Annotated in this window: 26 protein-coding genes and 1 tRNA gene; 13 read left to right on the top strand and 14 right to left on the bottom strand. The window is 69.1% G+C overall.

The window, feature by feature from the left end; genetic code table 11:
• Positions 1-7 precede the first annotated feature (7 nt).
• Entirely contained in the window at positions 8-1,471 is a 1,464-nt protein-coding gene (locus HGB44_RS00470) for an MFS transporter (RefSeq protein ID WP_061082818.1), read from the top strand.
• 130 nt (positions 1,472-1,601) lie between these two features.
• Here the strand turns inward: HGB44_RS00470 and HGB44_RS00465 are convergent, their stop codons facing one another.
• On the bottom strand, positions 1,602-2,090 hold the full coding sequence (locus HGB44_RS00465; protein ID WP_210751023.1) for a MarR family winged helix-turn-helix transcriptional regulator: 489 nt from the start codon (positions 2,088-2,090) through the stop codon (positions 1,602-1,604).
• Positions 2,091-2,236: 146 nt separating this feature from the next.
• Here HGB44_RS00465 and HGB44_RS00460 point away from each other — a divergent pair, with 146 nt between their 5' ends.
• Positions 2,237-2,662 carry a Rid family hydrolase gene (locus HGB44_RS00460; protein WP_061082817.1) on the top strand — a complete coding sequence of 142 codons (426 nt, stop codon included), beginning with the start codon at positions 2,237-2,239 and terminating at the stop codon, positions 2,660-2,662.
• A gap of 496 nt (positions 2,663-3,158) precedes the next feature.
• On the opposite strand, the gene HGB44_RS00455 is transcribed toward HGB44_RS00460, so the two are convergent.
• On the bottom strand, positions 3,159-4,019 hold the full coding sequence (locus HGB44_RS00455) for an enoyl-CoA hydratase/isomerase family protein (RefSeq protein WP_061082816.1): 861 nt from the start codon (positions 4,017-4,019) through the stop codon (positions 3,159-3,161).
• A gap of 156 nt (positions 4,020-4,175) precedes the next feature.
• Here HGB44_RS00455 and HGB44_RS00450 point away from each other — a divergent pair, with 156 nt between their 5' ends.
• The gene (locus HGB44_RS00450; RefSeq protein WP_061082815.1) at positions 4,176-4,793 is read left to right on the top strand and encodes a TetR family transcriptional regulator; all 618 of its coding nucleotides are present in this window, start codon (positions 4,176-4,178) and stop codon (positions 4,791-4,793) included.
• A 927-nt stretch (positions 4,794-5,720) separates the two neighbouring features.
• Here HGB44_RS00450 and HGB44_RS00445 read toward each other — a convergent pair.
• Positions 5,721-6,152: a VOC family protein gene (locus HGB44_RS00445; RefSeq protein ID WP_231972605.1), complete on the bottom strand. Its 432-nt coding sequence runs from the start codon at positions 6,150-6,152 to the stop codon at positions 5,721-5,723.
• Positions 6,153-6,212: 60 nt separating this feature from the next.
• Between HGB44_RS00445 and HGB44_RS00440 the strand changes: the two genes are divergently transcribed.
• Positions 6,213-7,199: a helix-turn-helix transcriptional regulator gene (locus HGB44_RS00440; protein ID WP_061082814.1), complete on the top strand. Its 987-nt coding sequence runs from the start codon at positions 6,213-6,215 to the stop codon at positions 7,197-7,199.
• 753 nt (positions 7,200-7,952) lie between these two features.
• Here HGB44_RS00440 and HGB44_RS00435 read toward each other — a convergent pair.
• Positions 7,953-8,186, bottom strand: coding sequence for a hypothetical protein (locus tag HGB44_RS00435; RefSeq protein ID WP_061082813.1), 234 nt, complete (start codon positions 8,184-8,186; stop codon positions 7,953-7,955).
• Between the two features lie 349 nt (positions 8,187-8,535).
• Between HGB44_RS00435 and HGB44_RS00430 the strand changes: the two genes are divergently transcribed.
• The gene (locus tag HGB44_RS00430) at positions 8,536-10,209 is read left to right on the top strand and encodes a tetratricopeptide repeat protein (protein ID WP_168443870.1); all 1,674 of its coding nucleotides are present in this window, start codon (positions 8,536-8,538) and stop codon (positions 10,207-10,209) included.
• Positions 10,210-10,440: 231 nt separating this feature from the next.
• Here HGB44_RS00430 and HGB44_RS00425 read toward each other — a convergent pair whose 3' ends face one another.
• From HGB44_RS00425 to HGB44_RS32610, 3 genes are all read right to left on the bottom strand, one after another.
• Entirely contained in the window at positions 10,441-10,542 is a 102-nt protein-coding gene (locus HGB44_RS00425) for a DUF397 domain-containing protein (RefSeq protein WP_231972604.1), read from the bottom strand.
• 269 nt (positions 10,543-10,811) lie between these two features.
• Positions 10,812-11,372, bottom strand: a complete 561-nt coding sequence (gene cyaB / locus HGB44_RS00420; protein ID WP_061082811.1) for a class IV adenylate cyclase — start codon at positions 11,370-11,372, stop codon at positions 10,812-10,814.
• Positions 11,373-11,394: 22 nt separating this feature from the next.
• On the bottom strand, positions 11,395-12,213 hold the full coding sequence (locus tag HGB44_RS32610; protein ID WP_210751022.1) for a helix-turn-helix domain-containing protein: 819 nt from the start codon (positions 12,211-12,213) through the stop codon (positions 11,395-11,397).
• 152 nt (positions 12,214-12,365) lie between these two features.
• Here HGB44_RS32610 and HGB44_RS00410 point away from each other — a divergent pair, with 152 nt between their 5' ends.
• The 4 genes from HGB44_RS00410 to HGB44_RS00395 all read left to right on the top strand — a co-directional run bounded on the left by HGB44_RS00410 (position 12,366) and on the right by HGB44_RS00395 (position 15,445).
• A complete protein-coding gene (locus HGB44_RS00410) occupies positions 12,366-12,494 on the top strand; it encodes an albusnodin family lasso peptide (RefSeq protein ID WP_168443869.1) in 129 nt (42 codons plus the stop codon).
• Positions 12,495-12,567: 73 nt separating this feature from the next.
• The gene (locus HGB44_RS00405) at positions 12,568-14,259 is read left to right on the top strand and encodes an albusnodin/ikarugamycin family macrolactam cyclase (RefSeq protein ID WP_061082809.1); all 1,692 of its coding nucleotides are present in this window, start codon (positions 12,568-12,570) and stop codon (positions 14,257-14,259) included.
• Positions 14,193-14,873 carry a lasso peptide biosynthesis B2 protein gene (locus HGB44_RS32605; RefSeq protein ID WP_325096923.1) on the top strand — a complete coding sequence of 227 codons (681 nt, stop codon included), beginning with the start codon at positions 14,193-14,195 and terminating at the stop codon, positions 14,871-14,873. Before HGB44_RS00405 ends, HGB44_RS32605 begins: the two co-directional genes overlap by 67 nt.
• On the top strand, positions 14,870-15,445 hold the full coding sequence (locus HGB44_RS00395) for a GNAT family N-acetyltransferase (protein WP_061082807.1): 576 nt from the start codon (positions 14,870-14,872) through the stop codon (positions 15,443-15,445). The genes HGB44_RS32605 and HGB44_RS00395 overlap by 4 nt, the downstream gene beginning before the upstream one ends.
• A gap of 37 nt (positions 15,446-15,482) precedes the next feature.
• Here the strand turns inward: HGB44_RS00395 and HGB44_RS00390 are convergent, their stop codons facing one another.
• Together HGB44_RS00390 and HGB44_RS00385 are read right to left on the bottom strand one after the other, a co-directional pair.
• Positions 15,483-15,662, bottom strand: coding sequence for a DUF397 domain-containing protein (locus HGB44_RS00390; RefSeq protein WP_061082806.1), 180 nt, complete (start codon positions 15,660-15,662; stop codon positions 15,483-15,485).
• Positions 15,663-15,675: 13 nt separating this feature from the next.
• Positions 15,676-16,560, bottom strand: coding sequence for a helix-turn-helix domain-containing protein (locus HGB44_RS00385; protein ID WP_231972602.1), 885 nt, complete (start codon positions 16,558-16,560; stop codon positions 15,676-15,678).
• 168 nt (positions 16,561-16,728) lie between these two features.
• Between HGB44_RS00385 and HGB44_RS00380 the strand changes: the two genes are divergently transcribed.
• Positions 16,729-17,265, top strand: a complete 537-nt coding sequence (locus HGB44_RS00380; protein ID WP_061082804.1) for an ATP-binding protein — start codon at positions 16,729-16,731, stop codon at positions 17,263-17,265.
• Between the two features lie 92 nt (positions 17,266-17,357).
• Positions 17,358-17,531 (top strand): hypothetical protein, encoded by a 174-nt coding sequence (locus HGB44_RS00375; protein WP_168443868.1) that lies wholly within the window; start codon positions 17,358-17,360, stop codon positions 17,529-17,531.
• A 268-nt stretch (positions 17,532-17,799) separates the two neighbouring features.
• On the opposite strand, the gene HGB44_RS00370 is transcribed toward HGB44_RS00375, so the two are convergent.
• The 3 genes from HGB44_RS00370 to HGB44_RS00360 all read right to left on the bottom strand — a co-directional run bounded on the left by HGB44_RS00370 (position 17,800) and on the right by HGB44_RS00360 (position 20,897).
• Positions 17,800-17,872: transfer RNA gene (locus HGB44_RS00370), tRNA-Lys, on the bottom strand.
• A 218-nt stretch (positions 17,873-18,090) separates the two neighbouring features.
• A complete protein-coding gene (locus tag HGB44_RS00365; protein ID WP_061082803.1) occupies positions 18,091-19,464 on the bottom strand; it encodes an LCP family protein in 1,374 nt (457 codons plus the stop codon).
• A 542-nt stretch (positions 19,465-20,006) separates the two neighbouring features.
• Positions 20,007-20,897: a helix-turn-helix domain-containing GNAT family N-acetyltransferase gene (locus HGB44_RS00360; RefSeq protein WP_061082802.1), complete on the bottom strand. Its 891-nt coding sequence runs from the start codon at positions 20,895-20,897 to the stop codon at positions 20,007-20,009.
• A gap of 95 nt (positions 20,898-20,992) precedes the next feature.
• Here HGB44_RS00360 and HGB44_RS00355 point away from each other — a divergent pair, with 95 nt between their 5' ends.
• Both HGB44_RS00355 and HGB44_RS00350 read left to right on the top strand, forming a co-directional pair.
• Complete coding sequence (locus tag HGB44_RS00355) at positions 20,993-22,486, top strand: NAD(P)-binding domain-containing protein (RefSeq protein ID WP_061082801.1); 1,494 nt, start codon at positions 20,993-20,995, stop codon at positions 22,484-22,486.
• Positions 22,483-23,724 carry an MFS transporter gene (locus HGB44_RS00350; protein WP_061082800.1) on the top strand — a complete coding sequence of 414 codons (1,242 nt, stop codon included), beginning with the start codon at positions 22,483-22,485 and terminating at the stop codon, positions 23,722-23,724. The genes HGB44_RS00355 and HGB44_RS00350 overlap by 4 nt, the downstream gene beginning before the upstream one ends.
• A 221-nt stretch (positions 23,725-23,945) precedes the next feature.
• Here HGB44_RS00350 and arsB read toward each other — a convergent pair whose 3' ends face one another.
• Entirely contained in the window at positions 23,946-25,028 is a 1,083-nt protein-coding gene (gene arsB / locus HGB44_RS00345; RefSeq protein ID WP_061082799.1) for an ACR3 family arsenite efflux transporter, read from the bottom strand.
• The gene (locus tag HGB44_RS00340) at positions 25,028-25,312 is read right to left on the bottom strand and encodes an ArsR/SmtB family transcription factor (protein ID WP_210751044.1); all 285 of its coding nucleotides are present in this window, start codon (positions 25,310-25,312) and stop codon (positions 25,028-25,030) included. The genes arsB and HGB44_RS00340 overlap by 1 nt, the downstream gene beginning before the upstream one ends.
• Positions 25,313-25,546 lie beyond the last annotated feature (234 nt).

The raw sequence follows: 25,546 nt of genomic DNA, 5'->3' as shown, positions 1-25,546 counted from the left end.
GATAGATGTGAAGGACACGCCGGAAGGGCCCGCCGCCGACACCCGGGAACACCGATGGAGCGGGCGACTCGTCCTCTGGGTCGCCGTTCTCATCCTCGCCAACGTCCTGGCCGACGTGGCCATCGCCTCCCCCCTGCTGGTCCTGCCCCAGCTGCTCGAACACTTCGACACCGACCAGGCCGCGTGGCTGAACGCGAGCGCGATGCTGGCCGGGGCCATCTGGTCGCCGCTGCTCGCGAAGAGCTCCGACCTCTTCGGCAAGCGGCGGCTGCTCGTCATCACGCTGGTGACCGCGTGCGCGGGCGCACTGGTCTGTCTCGTGGCCCCCAACGTCTGGATCTTCCTGGTGGGGCGCTTCCTCCAGGGGGCCGCCCTGGCCGCGGTCTTCATCACGGTGGCCCTCATACGCCAGATCTGCTCCCCGCGGGTGGCCATGCCCGTGATCGGGCTCGTGACGTCGGGCTCGGCGATCGTCGGGATCATCGAGCCGTTCGTGATGGTGCCGGTCATCGACCTGTTCGGCTACCGCAGCGTGTTCGTCGTGGCGGCGCTGCTCGCCGCGGTGGCCGCGCTCTGCGTGCGCTCCCTCATCCCGGAGCCGCCGGTGCTCGGCACCGGCCGGATCGACGTGGGCGGGGCGCTCCTGCTGGGAGGCGGCCTCGGCTCCGTGCTCGCCTACGCCAGCCTCGGCGGAGACGCCGGGTGGCTGTCCGCGGGAATGATCGTGCTGCTGGCGGCCGGTGCCGCCATGTTGGCCGGTTGGGCGGTCCTGGCCCTGCGGGTCACCGAACCCATCATCGACATCCGGAGCCTCAGCCGACCGGTCCTGCTGACGCTGCTGGCCCTGGTCCTGGCCGCGGGCTCCTTCCGGAGCATGCTCCAGCTGACGAGCATCGTCGCCCAGGTGCCCCCCGAACTGGGGCTCGGCTACGGGCTGGGCAGCGGAGGGGCGGTGGCGGTACTGCTCGCCGCGCCCTCGCTCGGCATCATGGTCGGCGGCATCCTCGCCGGATGGGTCGCGGGGCGCTTCGGTGCCGCACGGCCCCTCCTCGTCTCCATCGCCGTCGGTGCGACGGCGACCCTCATGATGCTGGTCGGCGTGTCGGCACTGCCGCTGGCGATCGCCTGCGGGGCCCTGGTCGGCATGGCCGCCGGAGCGATCTCGACGTCCGGCTACAACCTGGCGACCAGCCTGGCACCGCCGGAGCGGCAGGGCACGATCTCCGGCCTGGTGTCGGTCATGTTCGCCCTCGGCTCGGTCGTCTTCAGCTTCGCCGGAGGCGAACTCCTCAAGGCCACCCACGTCCCCGGGAGCATGGCCGACGGCGCCCCGGTGAGCACGGCGACCGGCGTGTACCTCTACGTGCTGATGGCCGGGGTTCTCTTCGCCCTCGCCGCGGTGCCCGCGGGCATGGTGGTGCGCGGCGGACGCGCGGCGCCCGCGCCGGTCACGGCCGGGGCGCAGTCGTAGTCCTCGGGTCCCTGCCCGGCCCCGGGGGCCGGGCAGGACCGGGTGGGGGCCGTGCCGGTGCAGGCGGGCCGACCCGCCGCCCCCGCACGGGCCCGGCCGCCACGGGTCGCGGCACGGGAAGGGACCGCTGTCAGCCGAGGCCGTCGGGGACGATGCCGAGTTTTTCCGCGATGCGGGCGAGGGCCTTCAGGTCGGTCGTGTTGAGCGGGTCGAGGACGGTGCGGCGCACGGAGCGCAGATGCGTGGGCGCTGCCGAGCGCACGAGGTCGAGGCCGACGTCGGTGAGTTCGGCGAGGGTGTAGCGGCCGTCGTCGGGGTCGGGTGTCCGCACGACCCAGCCGCGCTGTTCACAGCGTTTGACGACGTTGGACAGACGGGAGAGCGATCCGCTGGCGAGGAAGGCGAGCTCCCCCATCCGCAGCCTGCGCTCCGGAGCCTCGGAGAGGTGGCTGAGCACGAGGTACTCGAACAGGGTGAGGCCGTTCTCCTGCCGCAGCGGTGACTCCAGCTTGCCGGGCAGCAGCAGGACGAGGGAGACCAGGCCCGTCCACGCCGCCTTCTCCTGTTCGTCGAGCCATCGCGGCTCCTCGTCGTCCCCGTGCTCGTGTGTGCCGCTCATGGATCCTCCCGTTCTTTCGACAAAGCCGGTTATCACTTGACGCTTGAAGTCATTGCTTGCTAGATTCACTTTACGCTTGAAGTCATTGACGGGGAGGCGCACCCCTGCGACGAGGCGCACCCCTGCGACAAGGAAAAGGGAGCAACATGAGTACCGTCACCTTCGGCATCGCTCCGGGCCAGGGCGAGAAGCTGCACGCGGCCCTCGGCTACAGCGGGGCCGTCCGCGTCGGCGACCGGGTCGAGACCTCCGGCCAGGCCGGAGTGGATGACGACCTGACCATCCCCGACTCGCTGGAGGACGAGATCATCCAGGCTTTCGACAACGTGGAGCGCACACTCGCCACGGTCGGCGCGACCTGGAAGGACGTCATCCACGTCAACTCCTACCACAAGGTCACACCGGGGGATGAGGCCATCGGCGACGACCACAACAGGGTCATGGCCGAGCAGTTCCGCCGCCGCCTCGGCGGCCGCGCGCCGATCTGGACCGAGACCGGCGTCACCGTCCTCGGCCTCGCCGCGATGCGCGTGGAGATCCGCGTCACCGCCATCGTCGGCTCCGGGAGCTGAACCACCACTGTTCCGTGGCGGTTTCATCGCGGGCTGGCCAGGCACGGAACAAGTCTGGCATGTACCGGCTTCGGTGGTGACAGCCAGGCGGGTGGTCCGGGCGGCATCCCGGCCGCTCGGGAAACAGGACCGCGAATCGGTCCCGGAGCGGCTCGGCCAGCCGTGACGGAAGCGCGGGCACAGGCCTCCTCGGTGATCACGGAGTGCCAGCCGCTCCATGACCGACGGGACCTGTGCCCGCTCGGCTGCCCGCCTTCCCGACCGCGCCCACTCGCGCGGCCGACAGCGCTGCCGAATCTACGGCTGCTTACGCCGTCCGCTCCCCCGCCCACCGCTTCCGGCGCTTCAGCCGGCCGTGTTCCCGACACAGTGCCCGGCGAACCGGGGCGGTCGACCCGACCGCTCGGGAACACGCGCGCCGGCGATGGCTGAGGAACTCCCTTTCACGGAGCCTCTGCGCACGGAGGGCGGGAGCCGAGGGCGAGAGCTCGGGAGCTCAGATGCCGTTGGCGATGCGCTCGTGGTCCCGTTCGCCCTCGCGGGTCTGGATGCCAGCGGCGAGCAGCTTGTGGGCGAGCTCGGTGACCTCATCGCCGAACGCAGCGAACAGGCCCTCGTTCTCAACGACGTACGCCGCGCGCGGGATCGGCTGAGCGACCGCGTCGACCGCAGCCTTCGTAACGGAGATCACCTCCGGCCGGAGGCCGGCGATCCGTCGGGCGAGGGTGTCGACGAAGGAATCGAGTTCCGCGGCGGGCAGGGCACGGTTGATCAGGCCGTACCGTTCCGCGAGCTCCGCGTCCACGAGCTCGGCCCCGAGGATGAGCTCCAGCGCGCGGGCCCTTCCCGCCAGGCGCGTCATGTTCACCGTGCCGCCGCCTCCGGGGAGGATCCCCATCAAGGACTCAGGCTGCCCCTGACCCGACTTGCCGATCGCCGCGAACCGCATGTCCAGGTACATGAAGAACTCGTTGCCCGCGCCGCGCGCGAAGCCCGCGAGCTTGCCGATGGTGACCTGCGGCAGCGAGCGGACCTCCTCGCTCATCGCCTGGAGGATGTTCAGGCCTTCCGGGATGGTCGAGCCCGGCGCGGCCGCGATCGCGGCGCGGGTGGCCGCAGGCAGCGCGTCAGGGTCGGTGAGGTAGGCCATGTCACCGTGCGCGATGAAGAACTCCGGGTCAGCGCTCTCGAAGACGATGACGCGGACGTCGGCGTCATCCCGCACACGCGCGACGAATGCCCGGAGTGACGGCAGGAGGACCGCGTCCATCAGGTTGAGCGGCGGGTGGTCGATTGTCACCGTCGCGACCCCGTCCAAGACGTCGATCGTCAGGGCGGGAAGGTCTTCGTAGCTCATGAGGTGGCTCCATGTACGCGTGTAAGGGACGGCCTGTGACCGGGCCGCCGACTGGGGACCGCGTCGCGAATCCCAGCATCGTGGGTGACACTGGGTGTCAGATTAGGAACCTGTATCCAAAGAAGCAAGCGAGTGTGTCCGAGTACACTCGCCCCCATGAGCACAGCGCCAATCGGCACCCGCGAGATCAGCCGCCACGCGGTGCGAGCAGAGCTGGCCCGCGTCGCGTTCAACCGGTTCTGCCTCACGGGCTTCGACCAGGTCACCTTCGCCGACCTCTCCGAAGCCGCCGGAGTGTCGCGGAGCACCTTCCTGCGCTACTTCGGCACCAAGGAAGACGTGGTCCTGTTCGTCTTCGACCCTGTCGGTGACGTCATCGCCGACGCTCTCGATGCCGAGCGGGGCGACCAGGACGACTGGAGCAGGTTGCGCGACGCCATGGAGTCAGCCGTGAGGTTCCTCGTGCGCGACGTCCGGGAACTCGTGACGATCCTCGGCCTCATCGAGCAGACCCCGGCCCTGTGCGCGCGCCTCCGCGAGAAGCAGGCTGGATGGCGACCAGAGATCGTCGACCGGCTGCGGAGGACAACCTCCTCGGCCGACGGGTCATCGGTCATCGCCAACGTGCGCGTGGCGGCGGCGCTCGAAATCTTGTGGATCGTCCTCGGGCAATGGAGTGCGAGCGACGGCCGAGAGGACCTCGGCGACCTGCTGGACGCTGCGTTCGCCGCCTTCTCGACCCCGGCACGCCAGCAGACGGACGCTCCGTCGTGAAGGGCTGAGGCGGCGGCTTCCCCGGCGGTGCACGACACTGCTGACCATCCCCGCGGTGGGGGAGACCGCGCGAGCGGCCCCCTGATCTGACCGCGCGGCGACAAGACCGGGGCGGTCCGCGCCTACGAGAAGGCGGGGTTCAAGCGGCAGGGGATGTGGTTCGACTCCCACCAGTGGGTTGGGTGAGACCGTCAACGAGGTGCTACCGGACGCCATCCCCGAGGATTTCGAAGGCCCCTCACCGGGCAGGGCCCAGTCCCACCTGATGGTCTGATGGTGCCGTCCCCGGGAAGCATCTCAAGAGGTGGAGGCGCGGCCGAGGCCGAAGAGCGCACACGGAGCGGCCAGACGGCCCCAGACGCACGAGAACCCCAGGACGAGGACCTCGACAACCTCTGAACTGGGGTTTTGCGGGCAGTCCCCCAGGGGCCCGGGCCCTGGACCCACGGATGAAAAGCGCGTGCGCGGAGGCGGAATACCCCGCTATACGGATATTTGTTCCACCCCATCCGGGCTGCGGCGTCCCCGTACGTGCCACCGGAGGCCATCCCGTGCCACGATGTCCCAGAACAGCCGAGAAATCGCCGAGCATCTCCTATGGCCGGAAGGCACGGACAAAGTCCGCTGGTGACGCGAACCGGCCTCACGGCAGAAAGTCGCTCAGGCACTTATGTTCGGCAAGTGAACCTTACCGACGGCCAGGCACCCCAGGTTGGCGGCCTCGTGTGCGAAGCAACCTCCGCGCAACGGACCGTTGCGCGGAGGTTGTCGTGATCCTTCCATGATTTCTGGTGTGGGCCTGCCGCTAAACCCCGTAGGAACCCTCTTCGCCCCCTGTCCTCTGCTGATGGCGCTCCTGGACTCGACGGCCGCGTCCATTGGGAGCCCTGAGATCTCAGGGCTCCCAATGAACGGCTTCGCGTGGCGTCAGCGTGCGAACTTCTCGATGGCCGCCGGGGTGACAGGGGTGAAGAAGTTAACGAGGTTGCCGTCGGGGTCACGGAACAGCAGCGACCGGTTGCCCCAGGGCATCGTGGTGGGCTCGGTGACGAAGTCGGTGAGGAAGCCGGTCAGGTTCTGATGAACGCGGTCCACGTCGTCGACGAGGAACTCGGTGATCACGCTGTGGTTGTCCGCCGGGCGGGCGGAGCCCGGAGCGAACAGCGGGACGGTCCTGGTGCTGGCGATCGCGAGGGTGGCGCCCCCGGTGTTGAGTTCGGCGAAGTCTTCGGTGGCCCACGTCGCCTGCGACCCTGTGGCTCGCTCATAGAACTCGACGAGGCGTGCTACGTCGCTGGTGATGATGCGGATGGAGACGAACTCCATGGGGATCTCCTTGGTCGCGCTGGAGGCGTACATCGCGCAGACTAGGAGAAATAGTGGACAGAATCGGTCCTGTAAACGCATTAGGTTGTGCCCATGTCCCGACCCACTGCCCGCGTACTGACACTCCTGGAGCTGCTGCAGTCGGGCGGCACCCGAACGGTGGCCGAACTAGCCGACCGGCTCGGCGTCGAAGGACGTACCGTGCGGCGGTATGTGGACCAGCTGATCGACCTGGATGTACCCGTGGAATCAGTGCGTGGCCGCTACGGCGGGTACCGGCTCGCTCCCGGGTACCGCTTGCCTCCGCTCATGCTCAGCGACGACGAGGCGCTGGCCGTGCTGCTCGGCCTGGTCGCCGGCCGCCGAGCAGGGCTGACGACGCAGCACACGGCGAACGAGACGGCATCGGCGAAGATCCGGCGGGTGCTGCCCAAGCACATCGCCCACCGGCTCGACACGCTCCTGGAATCCCTCGCCTTCACGGAACAGCCCGGAGAGCCCGACGCTCCGGACGCCGGGGTCCTGCTCACCCTCGCCGATGCGGTACGCCATCGCCGACCGGTCTCGATCCGCTACACCGACCGCGGCGAACAGCGCAGCGAACGCACGCTGCACGCGTACGGAATCGTCTCCCATGCGGGCCGGTGGTACGTCACGGGCAAGGACGCCCGAATCGGTGAGGAGCGAACCTTTCGGCTCGACCGCATCGCAGACGCGCGGACCCTGCCCGGCTCGTTCGAAGCACCCGTGGGTTCCGGTCCGGCGCAGCGCGTGTTGTCAGCGTTCGCCACGGCTGAGTACCGGTATGAGGTGACCCTGCGGGTCCACGGGACAGTCGAGCAGATCCGTTCCCATCTGCCCGCCAGTATCGCGAGCCTGGAGGAGCACGAGCCCGCGGCGGGCAAGGACGGGCAGCCCGAGCGCTGGTTGCGCGTCGAGATGCGGGTAGAGCGGCTCGACTGGTTGCCTCCAGTACTCGCCTCACTCGACCGGCCGTTCGTCATCGAGCGCCCCGACGAACTGCGCGGCCTCGTCACCGCGCTCGCCGATCGCCTTGCGTCCTACGCTCGCCAAGCCTGATCGCGAGGAACCGATGCCATGAAATGGCACATTGGTGTGTCCCGCTGTTTGTCAGAACCGGATCTGTGAATCCTGGGACCACATGACCGCAAAAAGGCATCGTGGGACCTCGCCCGTAGCGGGCCAAGGAGCGCGCGAAACGCACGGACAGGATCGCCGCCGCACCACCGACCCGCGCCTGGACGGTCCTGGCTTGCCCGGATTCGGATAGGGCTCAGAGGACGTGTTGCTCCTGTGTGCTCCGTCGGGGTGGAGGCACGGTCGAGGCCGAAGAGCGCACATGGAGCGAGCAGACGACCCCGGGCACACGAAAACCCCGGACAGGAGCCTTACACAGGGCCTCTGAACTGGGGTTTTGCGGGTAGGCCCCCAGGGGCTCGAACCCTGAGCCCACGGATTAAAAGTCCGTGTGTGCGTGGGCGAAACACCCCGGTATGCAGGGGTTCGTTCCAGACCGTCTGGGCGGCTGTGTCCCGGTGCGTGACACCGGAGACCGCCCCGTGCCACCCCGTCCCGGAACAGCCGAGCAATCACCGAGCATTTCCCCGCCCAACGGCTCACGGATCAAATCCGTTGGTGACTCGAACTGTTCTCACAGCAGACAGCAGTCCAGGTACTTGAGTTTGGTAAGTGAACCTTATCGGCGGCCAGACAACTCCGATTGACGAATGCGGACACACGACGGCCCCCACGCAACGGTCGGTTGCGCGGGGGCCGTCGTGATCTGGCCGTGACTTTAGGGGGTGTGAAGCGCTACATCCTGTAGCGGTCCTCCTCGGCCCCCGAGCGCGGTTCCTCGTCGGACCCGCGGTGGGGGCGCAGCAGGGCCAGAACCTGCCGGGCGCGGCGGCGCCGGCGGGCATCACGCGACCACACGGCGGGGACGGCCACGAGCAGGACGAGCAGGAGCATGGGCCAGGTGTCGGCGGTGCCCAGGAGGGCGACGAGCAGGTCCAGGGACGGTTCGGAAAGGGTGTGTGCGGGCATCGGGGGTTCCTCCATCACGGGTGGGCGGATCGGGATGCGATCAGCCTGAACCCGCCCGAAGAGGGTGTGGACGGGCTCGGACGGCGGCGTCCAAGACCGGCCAATCATTGACAGAAGCGGGCGCCTGGAAGCCCGTGCTGGCAGGATGTCTGACAGTTCCGGACACCCGCGGACCACCCCCCGCCCCCTCTTCCGCACAGGAGCTGGTGTGCCTCAACCCTGGAAGCGCCCCGACCTACCTCCGGGCCCGCTCGGTGAGCTCAACCTCGCGTTGCACGAGCTGCACCACCGGGCCGGTTGGCCCTCTTCCCGCGAGATCCAGCGGGCTCTGGAGGACAAGAGGGTGCCGATGTCTCGCACCAAGGTCCACGACACCCTCACCAAACCGGACCTGCCCACCCAGGGCGCGGTCGAGATGATCACCGAGGTCCTGGCCGAGACGGTCCGCGACGCCGACGTCGAGACCGAGGTCGCCCGCATGCTGGGGCTGTGGCGCAACGCCGCCCGCAAGGACCGGGCCGAGGAGCCGGCCGCAGCGAAAGACCCCACGGAGGAGGCCCCTCCCCCGGAGCGGGACACTGGCGGACCGCAGCAGCAGGAGCCTGCGAAAGGCGAGCAGCCTGCGGCCTCCAGCCGTCGTCACCAGGACGAGGGGGCCCGCGAGGAGCAGGCTCCGTCTCCTGACGAGAGTCCGCTGGGACGGCTCCGCCGTGCCTTTGAGACCGGGGAGGACGACGAGGCCCTCTACGAGCATGTCTCGTTGCTGCGGGACCTGGGCCAGGGTGAGGAAGTCGCGAAGGTGTGCCGCGCCTTCGCGGAGGCGGGTGATACCCGGGCCATGCTCATCCTGGCGAGTATCGACGACGACCCTGTCCAGGCCGAGCAGTGGTACCGGCGAGCGGCCGAGGCCGGCAACGCCGATGCGATGACACAGCTGGGCTGGTCGGCTCAGCAAGCCGGACGCTTCCCAGAGGCCGAGCAGTGGTACCGCCGCGCGGCCCAAGCCGGTGAGACCCGGGCGATGACAGAGCTGGGTTCGTTGGCGAAGAGCATGGGCCGCTTCCAGGAGGCTGAGCGGTGGTACCGGCGCACCCTCAACGCCGGGGATACCAGTGCCTTGTGGTATCTGGGCAGCTTGGCTGAGGAGAGCGGCGACTTCCGGGAAGCCGAACGGTGGTACCGCCAGGGCGCCGAGACCGGCGAAGAATACGCCCTGCAACGCCTGGGCCGCCTGTTGGAACAAGTCGGCCGTCTCCAAGAGGCCGAGCAGTGGTACCGCCGGGGCGTCGAGGCCGGCGACACCGAGGCCCAGAAGAGCCTGGACGACCTGGCGAAGAAGGCCGTCCGTCGCGAGGAGGCCGCGAAACAGTATCACGAGAGTGTCGATACCGGCGACACCGCACACCGGGGCTTTTGGGCTAAGCAGGCCGGCCTGCTCGAGGAGGCCGAGCGGTGGTACCGCCAGGACGCTGAAGCCGGAGACGCCAGTGCCATGTGGTCCCTGGGCCTCTTGGCGGAGCATGCCGGCCGCCTGTGGGAAGCCGAGCGATGGTACCGGCGCGCTCTCAAAGCAGGCGACGACACCTCCCTGCACTACCTGGGCCGTTTGGCGGAGAGGAAGGGCGACTTCCAGGAGGCCGAACGGTGGTACCGCCAGAGCGTCGAGGCCGGCAAAGTCGAAAATCTGGACTCCCTGGGCGATTTGGCGCAGAGGAAGGGCGAGTTCCAAGAGGCCGAACGGTGGTACCGCCAGGGCGCCGAAGCCGGAGACTCTGACGCCATGTGGGGCCTGGCCCAACTCTTGAAACGGGTTGGCCGTTCCCAGGAAGCCGAGCAGTGGCAGCTCCGACACGATAGGGCCGAGGACGACCAGGACTCGGAATCCGCCCCGCCGTCCCAACGTGAGAAGGCAACAGGGAACGCCTCCAGGGCGTCTCAAGCCGGAAGCGGATGTGCGATCCTGCTCTTCTTTCTACTTGCCGCGCCCACCGCAATGATGTCCGTGCAGACGATCGTGGGGTGATACGACACCCGGGCCCTGAAACCCGAAAAGCCCCGTTCCCCGCTACTCCGGAGAACGGGGTTCTCCAGCGAAGCCCGAAGGCGGCCTGACCGCACTGATAAGAGCAGTTACCGGAGGTCAGAACCAGGCGTTACCGGAACAAACTACGCAGGAGTGCTAGACCACTCGAAAGCTTTGAATTGGTCTACCCCTGACCTGTGAAAACGCGAACCCATTACCGCTAGAGGACTGCTATCGGTTCCTGCTCGCCTGGGCAAGGGAGACGAGAAAGGCACCCCAGGCAGCCGAAGTGAAGGCGAGCTGGCCGCGCGAGCGGTTCTGGGTGTCGCGCACATCCGCACCGGAAACCAGACACCAAGGCAACCCCCAGTTACCCAACGATCACGATGATAAATTTGCGACCCCCAAGCAAAAGGTACAACAAGCGAGGGACGTTCCACGGCAAAGGATTTGTCCCATAATGGGGCATTTTTATTTTAAAACTCACGTTCCTTTATCTCAATATTCTTTGACTGTGGAAACGCCTGTGAACAGACCCAGGGCAGGCTCCCGCTTCGATCGATTGATGTGTTGGGTCTCGTAGAAGCGGGATATTCGTGCTCTCAGGTTGCGCGGTGAGCGATGACGGCGTCGGTGTACTGCTCGGTGGTGAAAGCGTCCTCGCCGATGCCCAGCTTGGCCAGGACACCGCGTACGGCGGTCAGGCCTTCGGAAAGGTTGTCCTCTTCAACGAGGGTCTCGACCTCGATGAAGATCCCGCCCAGCTCGGGCACCGTCACCACGGTGGCCAAGCACTCCCGCCCGGTCGCGGCGGTCAGGGGAAAGTTGGTGCAGTGCTTGGTCAACGCCACCAGGTGCTCGTAGCCGAGACCGGCCAGGATGGCATCTAGGGCCTGCGCGGATTCGGCATGGGTCTCGTGCTCGGGCTTGGAGTCGGTCTCCTCGTCCACTGCCGGGGCCTTGTAGGTGAATACCACCTGCTCCGAACCGTCGCGCTCGATCACACGAACCCGCAACTCCCGTCCTTGGGCGGTCAGTGAACGGTCCGGAAGGTCGTAGTAGACGTCCCGGTACACGGCTTCCTCGCCCGGAGCACACTCGCGTAGCGCGGCCAGTACCTGCTCCGGGTCGTCCACCCGTGCCTTCACCTCTGCCTCGATCACCGGCGGTATCCCTTCATGAGCGTCACAGGAGGCGTCGCGCCCCACACTGGAGGTCTTCCATGTGCCGTCGCACGCCGCGATGCAGAGCACCGTAAGGCGTGGGCGCCAACTTGTACATGGCCGAGGAATGTCCTTCCCAATCCGCTCCGAAGGCCGACAGGTAGAGCAGATTGTCAATCGCGATGACACGCCATACCGGAAGCCTGTCGTAGAGGTACAGCTCGACGTTGTCCCCCTGACTCAACTCCTGGACCCGGGCTATGGCCAACCGGATGCCGGCAGTGAAGGACCCCGTGCTCTCGCCGATCTCCTCGGCCCGGTGAGCGGCGGCCGGACACTCCGGATCCAGGAGCAGCAACCGCAACCGGACTTTCCCCTTACGTACGGCGTTGCGGAGTAGAGAGTCGTTCATGCCGACGATCCCCAGTCCTCGGACGGCGAGCACCTCCAACGAGGAGGCCTTCGCAGCGCGGGTACGAATCTCCCCCGTGGCGGCTGACTGGGACGGGTAGACCTCGATGACCTCAGCACGACCCGAAGCCCCGAGGTGGTCCAGCCCTGCCGGGTGCAGGGGCGCCAGCCCGAAGACGACGCGGGCCGGGTCGGGCATGCCGAGCCCTTCAGCGATGCGCTCGTAGACGGCCATCGCGGTGACTGTACGCGAGCCGCTGACGATCTCCGAGACTCGCGCCTGGCTCATCCCCACCACACTGCCGAGTCGGGATTGGGAAATGCCATGCGCCCCGATGATCCGGAAAAGCGAAGAAATATCCCTTTTGCGGAGAACAGTGCGCATTTCCTGGTTGTCCCAGGTTCGCTGGGGCAGAAGGCTCTCGGTCACGCTCAGAAGCTATATCCCACGGTGGGATACCCGGGCTGGAATGGCCGCATCCGGCAACCACGAGCGACGATCACAGTGCAACCCCACACTGAGGCTCAGCCTCCCCTCTGAGGCGTCGGTGTGCCTTCCGCTCACAGCAAGGAGAGGTCCCCATGGATAAGCCGGTACAGGACTCCCCTGATCTCGGTCTGGAACTGATCGTCGACCTGGGCGACGCCGCCGACCTGACGCTCGGCCAGGGCCGGGCCCAGAACGAAAACAAGCGCAACCCCTACAACTGACCCGCCGAGGCGTCCACGGCCGCTGCCTCCGCGCGGCGGCCTTGGACGTTCTCCCGAACGGATAAGGATCGCCATGTGGTTCGGTGGTTCCACCGGCCCCATTCCCCTACGTCCCGCACCTGCCGTCCCGGTGAGCCCGGATGTGCCCGGGGTGTGGACGAGCACCGAGTGGCCCAAGCGCGAACTCGTCATCACTTCGCACGGTGAACGGCATGTCCTGGTGTTCGGCACCTGCGATGTCGACTCCGCTGAACTACACCGGGCCACGGCGTTGGCCGTCCCCGACGATGTGGCCTGGCGGTGGCGGGGAAGCTACGTAGTGGTCGAGGTGCTCACCGGATCCGTCACGCTGTGGACGAATCTGACCTCAGCACTGCCTCTCTACATCCGGAGAACCGAGGACGGGGTGCTGTGGGCTTCGAGTTCCCGGATTCTGGCCGGACTGTACGGCTCCGTCCAGGTCGACTTCGCCAAGGTGGCGGAGAGGTTGATCGGTCCCGATACAGCGGAGTACGGGATGGGGTCGTACTTCACCGGGGTCGAGAGGGTCTCCGCCGGACACCGACTCGTCCTCAGCAGAGGCACCGAACCTGCGGCAAGGCGGGTGTGGGAGCCCCAGGATGTCGGCTCCGGTCATGGAGAGCGGTTGCGGGCGGCACTGGAAGGAGCGGTAGCGGTTCGTGTGAACCACGCCACGACGCCCAGCACGGACTTCTCCGGTGGCTTCGACTCCACGGCACTCGGCCTCCTGGCCGCCGAACGCCTGGCGCCGCATGGCCGAGAGATCGTCGGGGTGACCGTGCACCCTGACGGTGTACTCCACGGTGGTGATCTGGACTACTCCCGCGAAGCGGCACAGCATCCCGCAGTGCACCACCGCCTCCTCCCCTTGGGCCTGGAGCACTCCCCCTATGGCGGCCTGGACTGCGTTCCACCCACCGACGAACCTGCACCGTCGACGGTCTCGTACGCCTACTTCTCCGCCCAGTTGCGGTGGCTGTCGGAGGAGATCGGCTCGGACATGCACATGACCGGCGACGGCGGAGACGCCCTGTTACTGACTCCGCCGTACCAACTGGTGGAACTGCTGTACCGGAGACGGGTGAGGCACGCTTTCCGGGAGGCCGTCCGATGGGCCCACGTCCGCAGGATGTCGGCCCTCGACGCCTTGCGGGCGGCCCGTTCCAGGGCAGGCCCCGATCCCGTACCGACCTGGGTACGAGCCGCCTTGCCCGTACCGCAGAACGTCGAGGATCCCTCGCCCCGGGGACGAACACGCCGGATGCTGGAGCGGACCATGGTCCACGCTGGGCGTACCGCGCGAGCGGATGTGCAGCTGGCTCAGGCCGTCGGGGTCCCCCTGCACAACCCCTACTTCGACTCCCAGGTGGTGGACGCCTACCTGAGCATCCCCGTGGAGGACCTGCCCGGCCCTGCTCGCTACAAGCCGGTCATGGCCGACGCGATGCGGGACCTGTTCCCTGCAAAGCTGCTGACGCGCACTACCAAGGGCGACGCCTCCAGCGACCACCACGAAGGGCTGCGACGATCCCTGCCCTTCCTGATGGATTTCGTGGACGGCCACCTGGCCCAGGAAGGGATGATCAACGTGCCCTCTCTGCACAACTCGCTGACGCGTGCCGCGCTGGGCCTCGGTGAGGAGCTGGCGCAGATCGAGTCCACGGTGGCGACCGAGACATGGTTACGCGCGGTACTCCGTGCACCGGTCCCCGAGTGGTTCCCGGACGAAGCGGTGATGCGATGACTCCGACTGATGAAGAACGCGCCTGCGACCTCGGCTCCGCAACGGTGGTCGTCCACTACAGGAAGGGGACTGTACGGGTCCTCTCCCCAGCCGCTGCCCGAAAATGGAGGGCAGACCGCGGTTCCACGGCGGTGGTGACCGGTCATCGGTGGGAGCCGAGCTGGGGCGTGCAAGAGCTACCCATGGGCTTCTCGGAACTCCCCAGAGTCCCCGCGCGGTACCGGATGGCCGCAGCCGTGGCTTTGCCCGTCTCCCTGGCCGTTATGCGGGCCGGGCCGCGCTCGGCTCGGATGGGCCGCATGGTGCGTCTGGTCCGGGCGTTACACGGCGGCGGCCGGACGGCCACGCTCTCCGAGGCGGAGAACGCCGTCCACGCAGTACGTGCTTTGGGGCTGTTCTCGCCCGTACGAGTCGCCTGCTTGGAAGAATCGGTGGCCGCGACACTGGCCCTGGCCGTCCTCGGACGCGGCGTGCGCTGGTGCCACGGCGTGATCGCCGACCCCATCCGTCTGCATGCCTGGATCGAAGCGGAGGGGCATCCGGTGGCCGAACCTGACAGCACACGGCGGTGCACGGCACTGCTGACCATCCCGACCGTGGAGGAGACCACGTGAGTGAACCCCTGATCTGGCTGCGTGGCGACAGGGCCGGGATCGGCCCGTTGCGCGCCGATCTCGTGGAGGAGTACTGGCGGTGGGAGCAGTCGATCCCGACGATCGTCGGCTACAACCGGCAGACCCCGCAGCCGGTGGAGAGCACCCGAGACATCCTCCTGGAGGGCTACGCGCGGGCATCGGACCGGGAGTTGCGGTTCACCGTCTACGACCTGACCGGGAAGAGCCCGTGCCCGGTTGGCCTGGCCCAGGTGTACATCGACCAGATGCGGCGCAACGGCGAGTACGTGGTGGCCCTGGGTGAGTCCCGGGGCAGGGGCGTGGGTACCGAGGCGACCCGGCTGGTGCTGGACTACGCCTTCCACGTCACCAACCTGAGGTGCGTGTACCTGACTGTCATCGAGCCCAACGCCGGGGCGATCCGCGCTTACGAGAAGGCGGGATTCAAGCGGCAGGGGATGCGGCGCAACTCCAACCAGTGGCTGGGAGAAACCGTCAACGAGGTGCTGATGGACGCCATCCCCGAGGAGTTCGAAGGCCCCTCGCTGGTCAAGGACCAGTTTCGGGTGTGAACTTCCGGTGCCCGCCGAGCACGACGGGCACCGGAAGTCAGCCCGTGTGCAAACTGCCCAGGAAACGAGCCCACACGCCCGGGGCGAAGTCCAGCGGCTCCAAGTGGAGGTTCTGGTTATCCCGGACCCCAGTTACGGGTCCTTCGGAGACCTCCACACAGGTCCCGGCCTCGTTGCTGTAGCTGGACTTGTGCCACGGCGTGGTCTGGATGCTCATGTGGGGACCCTCCTCAGTCGAGTTCGGCGATCCGGTCCCGGACCAGGTCGCGGGAACGCTCGGGGGACAGCGCCGCCGCCCTCAGATGGTGGGACCTCAGTTCATGGTGCTGCACGTCCTCGGAGGCGTCGAACAGCAGCCCCTGGGGTGGCACGTCCACGTGTCCGACGCGGTCGTCCCCGATCCACAGCAGGCAGAACCCGTAGTTCAGGCTCATGCCCTCCGACTGGGGAAGGACCTGGAGGTCGACACTGGGATGGTCGCTCAGCTCCAGCAGGTGTTCAAGCTGGGCGCGCATCACTCTGGGACCGCCGACCTGGCAGGTGAGGACGGGCTCGTCGACCACCCACCACATCCGAGGCGGGTGGTCGCGGTACAGGATGCTGCGGGACCGCTCCAACCGTGCCTCCAACCTGCGTTCGCGTTCGGCCTCGTCCGGCACCGCGCCGCGCCCCATCAGAGCCCGGATGTAGTCGCGGTGCTGGGCCAGGCCACTGAAGAGGCCGAGGGTGTACTCGAAGATCTGGTCCGCCTCGTACTCCAACGGGTAGTACGCCCCGCCGGGAACGTCCTCGTAGGCGTTCCACCAGGCGGAGGCCCGGTTGCGGCTGGCGGCCTTGGCGATGTGGGCGAGTTCTTCCCTCAGCTCGTCGGAAGCCTTGTAGAAGCGGCAGAGCGCGTCGATCTCCGGGCTGCTCAGCCGCTTCCACTTGCCGTTCTCGATCCGGGAGACCTTGGACTTGTGCCAGCCCATCTCCTCGGCGGCCTCCTCCTGGGACAACCCGGTCTGAGCGCGTAGCCGCTTGAGCTGGCTGACCAGGTAGTGCCGCCGGGCGGGAGAACCCTGGACCGGAGAGCCCTCGGGCATCTCCACCTCCTGTCTTCGCTGCGCGGGCATGGCCATCTTCCCACCCGCATGAAATACACATCGTCACTCATTGTACACATAGCGACTTGCTCTGCTTGTAATTTGCGTCGTTGCAAATCATGATGGACATACGGCGGGTCGGAAGTGAACGGTTGCGCGGCCCGCTCCGCATCGGTGACGACAGCGAGGTGATGCGCGGTGAACGAAGTCATGTGTGTCTGGAGGCGTCCGGGACCAGAGGACGTGGGGCTGGCCAGGTTTCTGGTGGACGGGGCCTTGGCGGCGGCCGAGGTGGACGGGGCCTTGGCGGCGGCCGAGGTGGACGGGGCCTTGGCGGCGGCCGAGGTGGACGAAGCCGGTCTGGGTGTGGCCCGGTTGGCGGTGAGCGAGGCGTTCACCAATGCCCTGCTCCACGGACGCCCTGAGGTCGGCGTGGAGGTCTGGACGTGGCCGGGCCGCTGCGGGGTGGTCGAGGTGTACGACACCGGGCCGACGCTCCCGGTGTTCCCCGAGCCGGAGGAGCTGGCCCGGGTGATCGACGACCACGGGCGCGGACTCGGGCTCATCCGGGCGTTCACCCGCGAGGTGTGTGGGGTCTACCGCTGTGGCGTGGGCAAGCGGGTGTGGTTCGCGGTGGCGATGGACGGGAGTGCGCTGGACACGCGCCGAACCCGCGCGCTGGTCGAGGAACACGCGCGCCTGCGGGCACCACGGTCCGCGGCGCTCATGGTCTGAGCACACCTCGTGGCACTGAGAGCGAGGCGCCCCGGCTGGTGCGGGCACACCCGCCAGGGCCTGATCACCACCCGGATGAGCAAGAGGAAATCGTGAGGAAGTGTAGTGCTCGACGTCGACGGCATCGAGGAGCCCGGCCCTACCTGGTCCGCTACGAGCTGCTGGTGGAGGCGGCCAGCGCGGTTACGGCACGCCCGCTGGCCAGGTGGCGGCCTGCGGAACTCGACGCCCTGACCGAGCTGGTCAGTATCTGGCGAGACTGGTGAGGTGCGGCCCGTGCCCTTCACCTGCGGAGATGGGGCAGCGGATTATGCGTCCATCGGGTACGGGTCGTAACCAACGGACTTCGAGACGGTCGGGGCAATAGGGGCCGGTCTGGGTTGGTTTGGGTGCCCTGTTGCTCCGGTGTGCTCCGTCGAGATGGAGGCACGGCCGAGGCTGAAGAGCGCACTTGGAGCAACCACACAGCTCCGGGCATGCGAAAACCCCAGGACGGATGCCTCGAACACGGCCTCTGAACTGGGGTTTTGCGGGTAGGCCCCCAGGGGCTCGAACCCTGAACCCACGGATTAAAAGTCCGTTGCTCTGCCAATTGAGCTAGAGGCCCGCGACACGGCTCGGAGCACGGTCCCAGCCATCGCCGGAGCCAACTCTACCGCAGCCATACGGGCTCTGGACGGCCGGTACACCCGGCGGGGCAAGGGCTTGCCCGCCGGTCGGACGCACCGTGCCGCCAGGATCTCGCGACGGAATCGCACAGTGCTGTGGGGCACACCCGCGCGATGACGGGACGAGGAGCACCTCACCCTGCGGTGGGAGCACCCCTCAGCACACGGCTCCGTCCTCGGCCGCGGACGCGGTGTCCAGTCCGGCCAGTGCCCCCGCGTCCCCATCCGCAGCGGAGTGTGAGCCGGAACCGGAGTCGGCGAACCCGTCCCAGTCCTGCGGCACCATCACCAGTTCCAGTTCCCCACCGAGGTCAGCGGCCTCCTCCAGCCGGGCGTTGGCGAGTACCGAGGCCAACTCCTCAGCGTGCGCCCGCTGACCGGGGCCGTGGTAGACCGTGGTGGCGGAGGGAACGCTCCCGACGGGGTCGCCGACGCCGGTGACGTCGAACCCGCGTTCTCCGAGGAGCGTCCCCACCTGGCCCGCCAGACCGGTCACGCCCGTGCCGTTGACCACCCGCACGGACACGTCCGCGGGCTCCACTGCGGGCTCCTCCGGGTCGGTGGGCCCGTCCCCCTCCGCACCGTCGTCGCCCTCCTCCTCGGGCAGCACCTCGCCCGCGGCCACCGCGGCGAAGAGCTCACCGGCCTCGGGCTCCTTGGGTTCCACCTTGTGCTCGTGGGTGCGGGAGTTCACGACCGGCACCATGACCATGGTGACCCGGCTCAGGTCGACCTCGCGCATGGCGATGGCCAGTTCCGCCATCTTGTCCACCGTGAACCCGTCGTCAGTCACCATGCTGTCGGTGACCGAGCCCAAGAAGTCGTAGAGGGTGGTGGGGCTGGACAGGGTTCCGCCGCTGGTGACCTCGCGCAGGATGGCGCCGATCAACCGCTGCTGGCTCTCGATGCGCCCCATGTCGTCCTTGAACCGGGTGCTGTCGCGGGAGCGGGCCAGTCCGAGCGCCTCCCGGCCGCGGAGGGTCTGCACTCCCGCTTCCAGTTCCAGGTGGGCCTTAGGGTCGCTGATCGGCTGGGGAATGCACAGTTCGACGCCGCCGAGGGTGTCCACGATGTTCTCGAACCCGGCGAAGTCCACCATCACCATGTGGTCCAGGCGGATGTCCGTGGTCCTCTCCACGGTGTTGCCCAGGCAGTCCAAGCCGCCGTAGGACGCGGCGTGGTTGATCTGCTGCGGTCCGCCGGGCCACCCGGAGGAGCCGTCCACCGGTTCGCACGGGGGGATGTCCACGATCAGGTCGCGCGGCAGGTTGACCATGGTCACGGCGCCCCTGTCCACGTTGACGTTGACGACGACCAGGACGTCGGGGCGTCTGCCCTGCGACTCGTTGTCCCCGCCGAGCAGCAGGATGTTGTGGACCCCCTCCACCTGGGCGGGGCGATCGCCCCAGGCGTCGGTGTCCATCTGCTCGGTCTCGATGGCCAGGGCGTCGCGGTAGCCCGCGTAGGCGGTGAGGCTGCCCGCGATGAGCAGGCCGGTCGCTGCGCACGCCACCCATTGGCCGAGGGACATCCAACTGTTCCCGGGCCGGGCCGGAAACGCTTTTCTGGAAACCACGAGTAACCCGGAATTCGTTGTGGAGGAGGTCGGGTCCGGCCAGCGGGTCGGGGGCGCTGCGGAGCGACGGCGCGAACTCGACGACGGGACCATACCGGAGAGCGGGGCAAGGCGCCATAAGACGTGGTCAGGGGGAATTCGTCCGGCGGATTCCCCGGGCGGCCGCCGCCGGAGGGGAGCGCACGAGACCCGGATCCCTTGCGTGGAGGGGCATGGGCGAGGCATCCGGACCCGAAGCCGTGGCGGGGAGTGCCGTTCCGAAGGCGGCAGAGACGTGTCTTCCCACTCTGTCCCTGCGCTTCTCGCTTTCGCCCTCCGATTTTCGAGGAGCCCTCACTCGTATATCCAGGACCACCCTGGCTTTCCATGCCCCTGGAAAAATGAAATCCCGGTTCAGAGCTGGCTTCCCGCTGCCAGGGGTTTTCCGAAACGCCTCCTGCGGTCGCGGTGACGCCCTCGCCCCGACGGGCCGCTCCGCGCTGCCGGAAGTCAGGCGACTAGCAACCCGAACCGTCCGCGCGGGGAGCCTCGCCGGACTCGGCGCCCTCCTCCGTGCGCCGCCGCTCCAGCAGGACGGTGTCGCGCCAGACCCCGTGGTGGCGGGCGATGCGTTCGCGCACGCCCACGGTGCGGTAACCCGCCTGGTGGTGCAGGGCCAGGCTGGCCCGGTTCTCGGGGAAGACCGAGGTCTGGAGCGTCCACAGTCCGGCGGCGTCGGCCTCGGTGACCTGCCGGTACAGCAGCGCCTTGCCCACGCCCCGGCCGCGCGCGTCCTCGGCGACGTAGACCGAGGTCTCGGCCACCCCGGAGTAGACCTCGCGGGCGGAGACCGGCGAGGCCGCGGCCCAGCCGACGACGCGGCCACCCGCCTCGGCCACCCAGCGGTGCCCGGGTGTCCACCTGTCCTTCAGCGCACCCGCTCCGGGGACCTCGGTCTCGAAGGTGGCGTGGCCGGTGGCGACGCCCTGGGCGTAGATCTCCCGGACCGCCTCCAGGTCCGCGTCGGCCATGGCGCGGGTGGTGACGTCGACGGGCAGGTCGGTCGGGCAGCACGGCCGCGCGTTGAGCATCCCCATGACGGCGTCGGCCGCGTGCGGCAGGCCCGTGCAGCAGGCCGGGTTGACCGCGACCCGGGTGGAGGTGCCCACCTTGGTGAGGGTCACGAACCCGACGTCGGCGAGTTTGCGCAGGTGGTGGGAGACCGTGGGCTGGCGGACCTCCACCATCTCGGCGAGCCGCCCCACGTTGACCGAGCCGGGGGTGGTGGCGATGGCGTGCAGGAGCTGGACGCGCATGGGTTCGGCCAGGCAGGCGAACCAGGCGGCGTAGGTCTCCGCTTCGGGCTGGGGCAGTGCTGGTGCGGTGTGCTCGGGCTGCGTCACGGTCATGCCTCACATTATCGACCATCATCTATGGTTGCGTCCATCGGTCGGCATCGATAGAGTTCCACTTCATAGACACCAGTCGATGAAAGAGGTGTGTCATGGGCGACGAGCGTCCCGTCGTGGTGATCGGAGCCGGACCCGCAGGACTGGCGGCGGCCGCGGAGCTGGTCGCGCGCGACCTGCCGGTCCTGGTACTGGAGAAGGGGGGCTCCGCCGGAGCGGCGGTGGCCGAGTGGGGGCACGTGCGCCTGTTCTCGATGTGGCGCGACCTGGTCGCCCCCGCGGCGGAGAAGCTGCTCACCGCCACCGGCTGGCGGCGCCCGGACGACGCGGGCTACCCGACCGGCCGCGAGTGGACCGACGCCTACCTCGTTCCCCTGGCCGAGGCCCTGGGCGAGCGGGTCCGCTTCGGCGCCGAGGTGACCGGGGTGAGCCGCCTGGGCCGGGACCGGGTCGTGGACGCCGACCGCGGGAGGCAGCCCTTCACCGTGCGTCTGCGCACCGCGGCTGGTGAGGAGCGGATCCTGGCCCGCGCGGTCGTGGACGCTTCGGGCACCTGGGGCTCGCCCAACCCGGTGGGCGGCGACGGCCTGCCCGCGCTGGGCGAAACCGCCGCGGCCGCACACCTGGCCTACCGCGTCCCCGACCTGGCCGACCCCGTCGTCCGCGCGCGCCACGCGGGCCGCACCACGGCCGTGGTCGGGCGCGGGCACTCGGCGCTGACCGCCCTGGCCGACCTGGCCGCGCTGGCCGGGGAACACCCGGGGACGAAGGCGGTGTGGGTGCTGCGCCGCGGAGAGGTCGGCGACGCCTTCGGCGGGGGCGCGGACGACCGGCTGGCCGCGCGCGGCGCCCTGGGCCAGCGGGCCCGGGCGGCGGTGGAGGCCGGGCACGTCGAGGTGGTGACCGGATTCCGTACCGCAGAGGTCCGGACGGAGCGGGACGGGCGTCTCGTGCTGGCCGACGAGGACGGCCGGGAGCTGGCCCCCGCGGACGAGGTGGTCGTCCTCACCGGATTCCGCCCCGACCTGTCCTTCCTGTCCGAGATCCGCCTCGGCCTGGACAGCACCCTCCAGGCACCGGTGGAACTCGCCCCGCTCATCGACCCCAACCAGCACTCCTGCGGCACCGTCTACCCCCACGGAGCGCAGGAGCTCTCCCACCCCGAGGAGGGGTTCTTCCTCGCGGGGATGAAGTCCTACGGGCGCGCCCCGACCTTCCTCGCACTGACCGGCTACGAGCAGGTGCGCAGCATCGCCGCACACCTGGCCGGGGACCGCGAGGCCGCCGCACGGGTGGAGCTGGTCCTGCCCGAAACCGGGGTGTGCGGCGGCGCGGGCCTGTTCGACGAGCCGGAAGCGGCGGCCGGAAGCGGCGGCTGCTGCGGGCCCGTACCGGAGACCGCGGAGGAGCCCGCAGCCGAGCGGGGTGGTCTCCGCGGTGGCCTGGAGGTCTCCGAGGCGCCGGTGATCTCCCTCGGTGGCGACCGCACCGCGCCCTCCCAGGAGGCGGCGGCTTCCACCGGGAGCGGCTGCTGCTCCGACGCGTCTTCGCAGCAGGTCGGGCCGGGTGAGCCGGACCGGGTCTCGTGACACCTGCGTCCGGTCAGGCATCCGGCGCGCCCGCACCCACCGTGGTCGGCGCGCGCCGGGGCCTGGTAGCCCTGTGCGTCACCGTCACCACCAGCTACGGGGTGCTGTTCTACGCCCTCCCCGTCCTGGCTCCGAGCATCACCGACGACACCGGGTGGTCCCTGACCACGGTGACCGCGCTGTTCTCCGCCTCCCAGGTCATCGCGGGACTGGCGGGTATCCCGGTGGGGCGCTGGCTCCAGGCCCGGGGTCCGCGCCCGGCGATGACGGCGGCGGCCCTGCTCGCGGCTCCCGCCGTGGCCGCCGTCGCCCTGGCCCCGGACCCGTGGGTCTTCGCCGCCGCGTGGCTGGTGGCCGGAGCCGCGATGGCCGGACTGTTCTACCCTCCGGCCTTCGCCGCCCTGACCCACTGGTACGGGAAGGCGAAAGTGCGGGCCCTGACCGCCCTGACCCTGGCCGCCGGGCTGGCCAGCACCGTCTTCGCTCCCCTGACCGCGCTCCTGGAAGGAGCCTGGGGGTGGCGGGGCGCCTACCTGGTGCTCGCGGCCGTGCTCCTGGTCGTGGTGGTGCCCCTGCACGCCCTCGCCCTGCCACGAGGCTGGAACCCAGGAGGTGTCGGGCACCGGGGCGACAGGGGGCAGAGCGCGCGTGCCGTCGTGCGCGGTCGGGCGTTCCGGGCTCTGACGACGGCTCTGGCCCTGGGGTCCTTCACCGTCTACGCGGTCGTGGTCAACATCGTTCCCCTGCTGGAGGAACGGGGCTTCGGCACGACGGAAGCGGCATGGGCCCTGGGGGTGGGCGGTGTGGGACAGGTGCTCGGCCGCCTGGTCTACGCGCCCCTGGAACGGTGGACCGGCCCGGTACCGCGCGCCGTGGCCGTGCTGGGCGCCTGTGCGGTGACCACCCTTCTCCTGGCGCTGATGCCGGGACCCTTGGGACTGGTCCTGGCCATCGCGGTGCTGGCGGGCATGGCACGCGGCATCCTCACCCTCCTCCAGGCCACCGCGGTGTCCGACCGGTGGGGCACGGAGCACTACGCCACCCTCAACGGCCTCATGCACACCCCGCTGATGCTGGCCATCGCGGTCGCGCCCTGGGCGGGCGCCGCCCTGGCCGGACCCCTGGGCGGCTATCCGGCGGCGTTCGCGGCACTGGGAGCCCTGGCAGCGCTCGGCGCGCTGACCTCCCTGGCCACCCGTGTCAGGGACGAGCGGACTCCCTCCACCACCCTTTCCTGACCTTCTCCCCGGCGCACTCCCCCGTACGACGGTCCCCTCCCGCTTCTCCTCGGCCACCCTGCGCGGAGTCCGCCGGGACGCACGTCACGTCGTGCGGCGACTACTCGGCCGGTCGAGGTGGCCGGTTACGGGTCCGGTCCCGATCGGACGGGCCCGGGCCGGAGCGCCGGAGCCCGTGCGGGCCCGCGGTCAGATGCGGGCCCGCGCGCTCCGGTGGGCCCCTACCGTCGCTCCGGCGCGAACCGCCTGCGCCAGGCCAGGGACACGTACACCAGGCCCACCAGCACCGGCACCTCGATCAGCGGACCCACCACCCCGGCCAGGGCCTGGCCCGAGGCCACCCCGAACGTGGCGATGGCCACCGCGATGGCCAGCTCGAAGTTGTTGCCCGCCGCCGTGAAGGCCAGCGTGGTGGTGCGGCCGTAGTCCATCCCGATCGCCTTGCCGAAGGCGAAGGTGCCGAACCACATGATGGCGAAGTAGGCCAGCAGCGGCACCGCGATGCGCACCACGTCCAGCGGCTGGCTGGTGATCCGGTCCCCCTGGAGGGCGAACAGCAGCACGATGGTGAACAGCAGGCCGTAGAGCGCCCACGGGCCGATCCGGGGCAGGAGGTCGGACTCGTAGCGCTCGCGGCCCATCCGCCGCTCGCCGATCCGGCGGGTGAGGAAACCCGCCGCCAGCGGGACGCCGAGGAAGATCACCACGTTGAGCGCGATGAGCCAGGGGGAGGCGTCCAGGCCGCCGGTGTCCAGGCCCAGCCACCCGGGCAGCAGGTCCAGGTAGAACCAGCCCAGCAGACCGAAGACCAGCACCTGGAAGACCGAGTTCAGCGCGACCAGCACTGCGGCGGCCTCGCGGTCGCCGCAGGCCAGGTCGTTCCAGATGATGACCATCGCGATGCAGCGGGCCAGGCCGACGATGATCAGGCCGGTGCGGTACTCGGGCAGGTCGGCCAGGAAGATCCAGGCCAGCGCGAACATCACCGCGGGGCCGACGAGCCAGTTCACCACGACCGAGGAGACCAGCAGCCGGGTGTCGCGGGTGACGGTGTCCAGCCGGTCGTAGCGCACCTTGGCCAGCACCGGGTACATCATGACCAGCAGGCCGAGCGCGATGGGCAGGGAGATCCCGCCGACCTCCACGGCGGCCAGGAAGGCGTCCAGCCCGGGGACCAGGCGTCCCAGGCCCAGGCCCGCGGCCATGGCGAGCAGGATCCACACCGCGAGGAACCGGTCGGGTGTGGACAACCGGCCCGCGACCGGGGGGCCGGCGGTCCCGGCGGTCCTGTCGGCGGAGGACATCAGCAGGGCCTCCTGTTCGCTGCGGCGCCGCTGGAGCGGGCGGTGGCGGCGAGCCCGGCCAGGGCCTCGGAGAGGTCCTCGATCCGGTCCGGGCGCAGCCGGTAGTAGGTGAACCGGCCGCAGGGCTCGGTCTCCACCACCCCCGCCTCGCGCAGGATCCGCAGGTGGTTGGACAGGTTGGTCTGGCGCGCCCCGGTCTCCTCGACCAGGTGCGTCGTACACAGGGTCTCCCGGGCGAGCAGGGCCACGATCCGCAGCCGGAGCGGGTCTCCCAGAGCCCTCATGAGGTCAGTGTCGACTGATATCAGCATCCGCTGATAATATCCCGTCAGTTGTCGCTGATAAGACGCCGGGCGCCCTGCCCCCGTTTCCCGGGGAACCCGGTCCAGGTCCGGATCCGACGTCTTTTCCGGCCGGGCCCGGACACGCGGCCGCGGCGGACCGCCGGGGCGGCCCCGGAGGGGATTCGGGCCCTCCCTGCGTCCGCGGGGCCCGGTTCCCCTCGGCGCCAGTCCACC

The organism is Nocardiopsis alborubida (assembly GCF_012396365.1).
Lineage (GTDB): Bacteria > Actinomycetota > Actinomycetes > Streptosporangiales > Streptosporangiaceae > Nocardiopsis > Nocardiopsis alborubida.
Note: the sequence above shows the minus strand (reverse complement) of the source record. Positions and strands in the feature narration are given on the sequence as shown.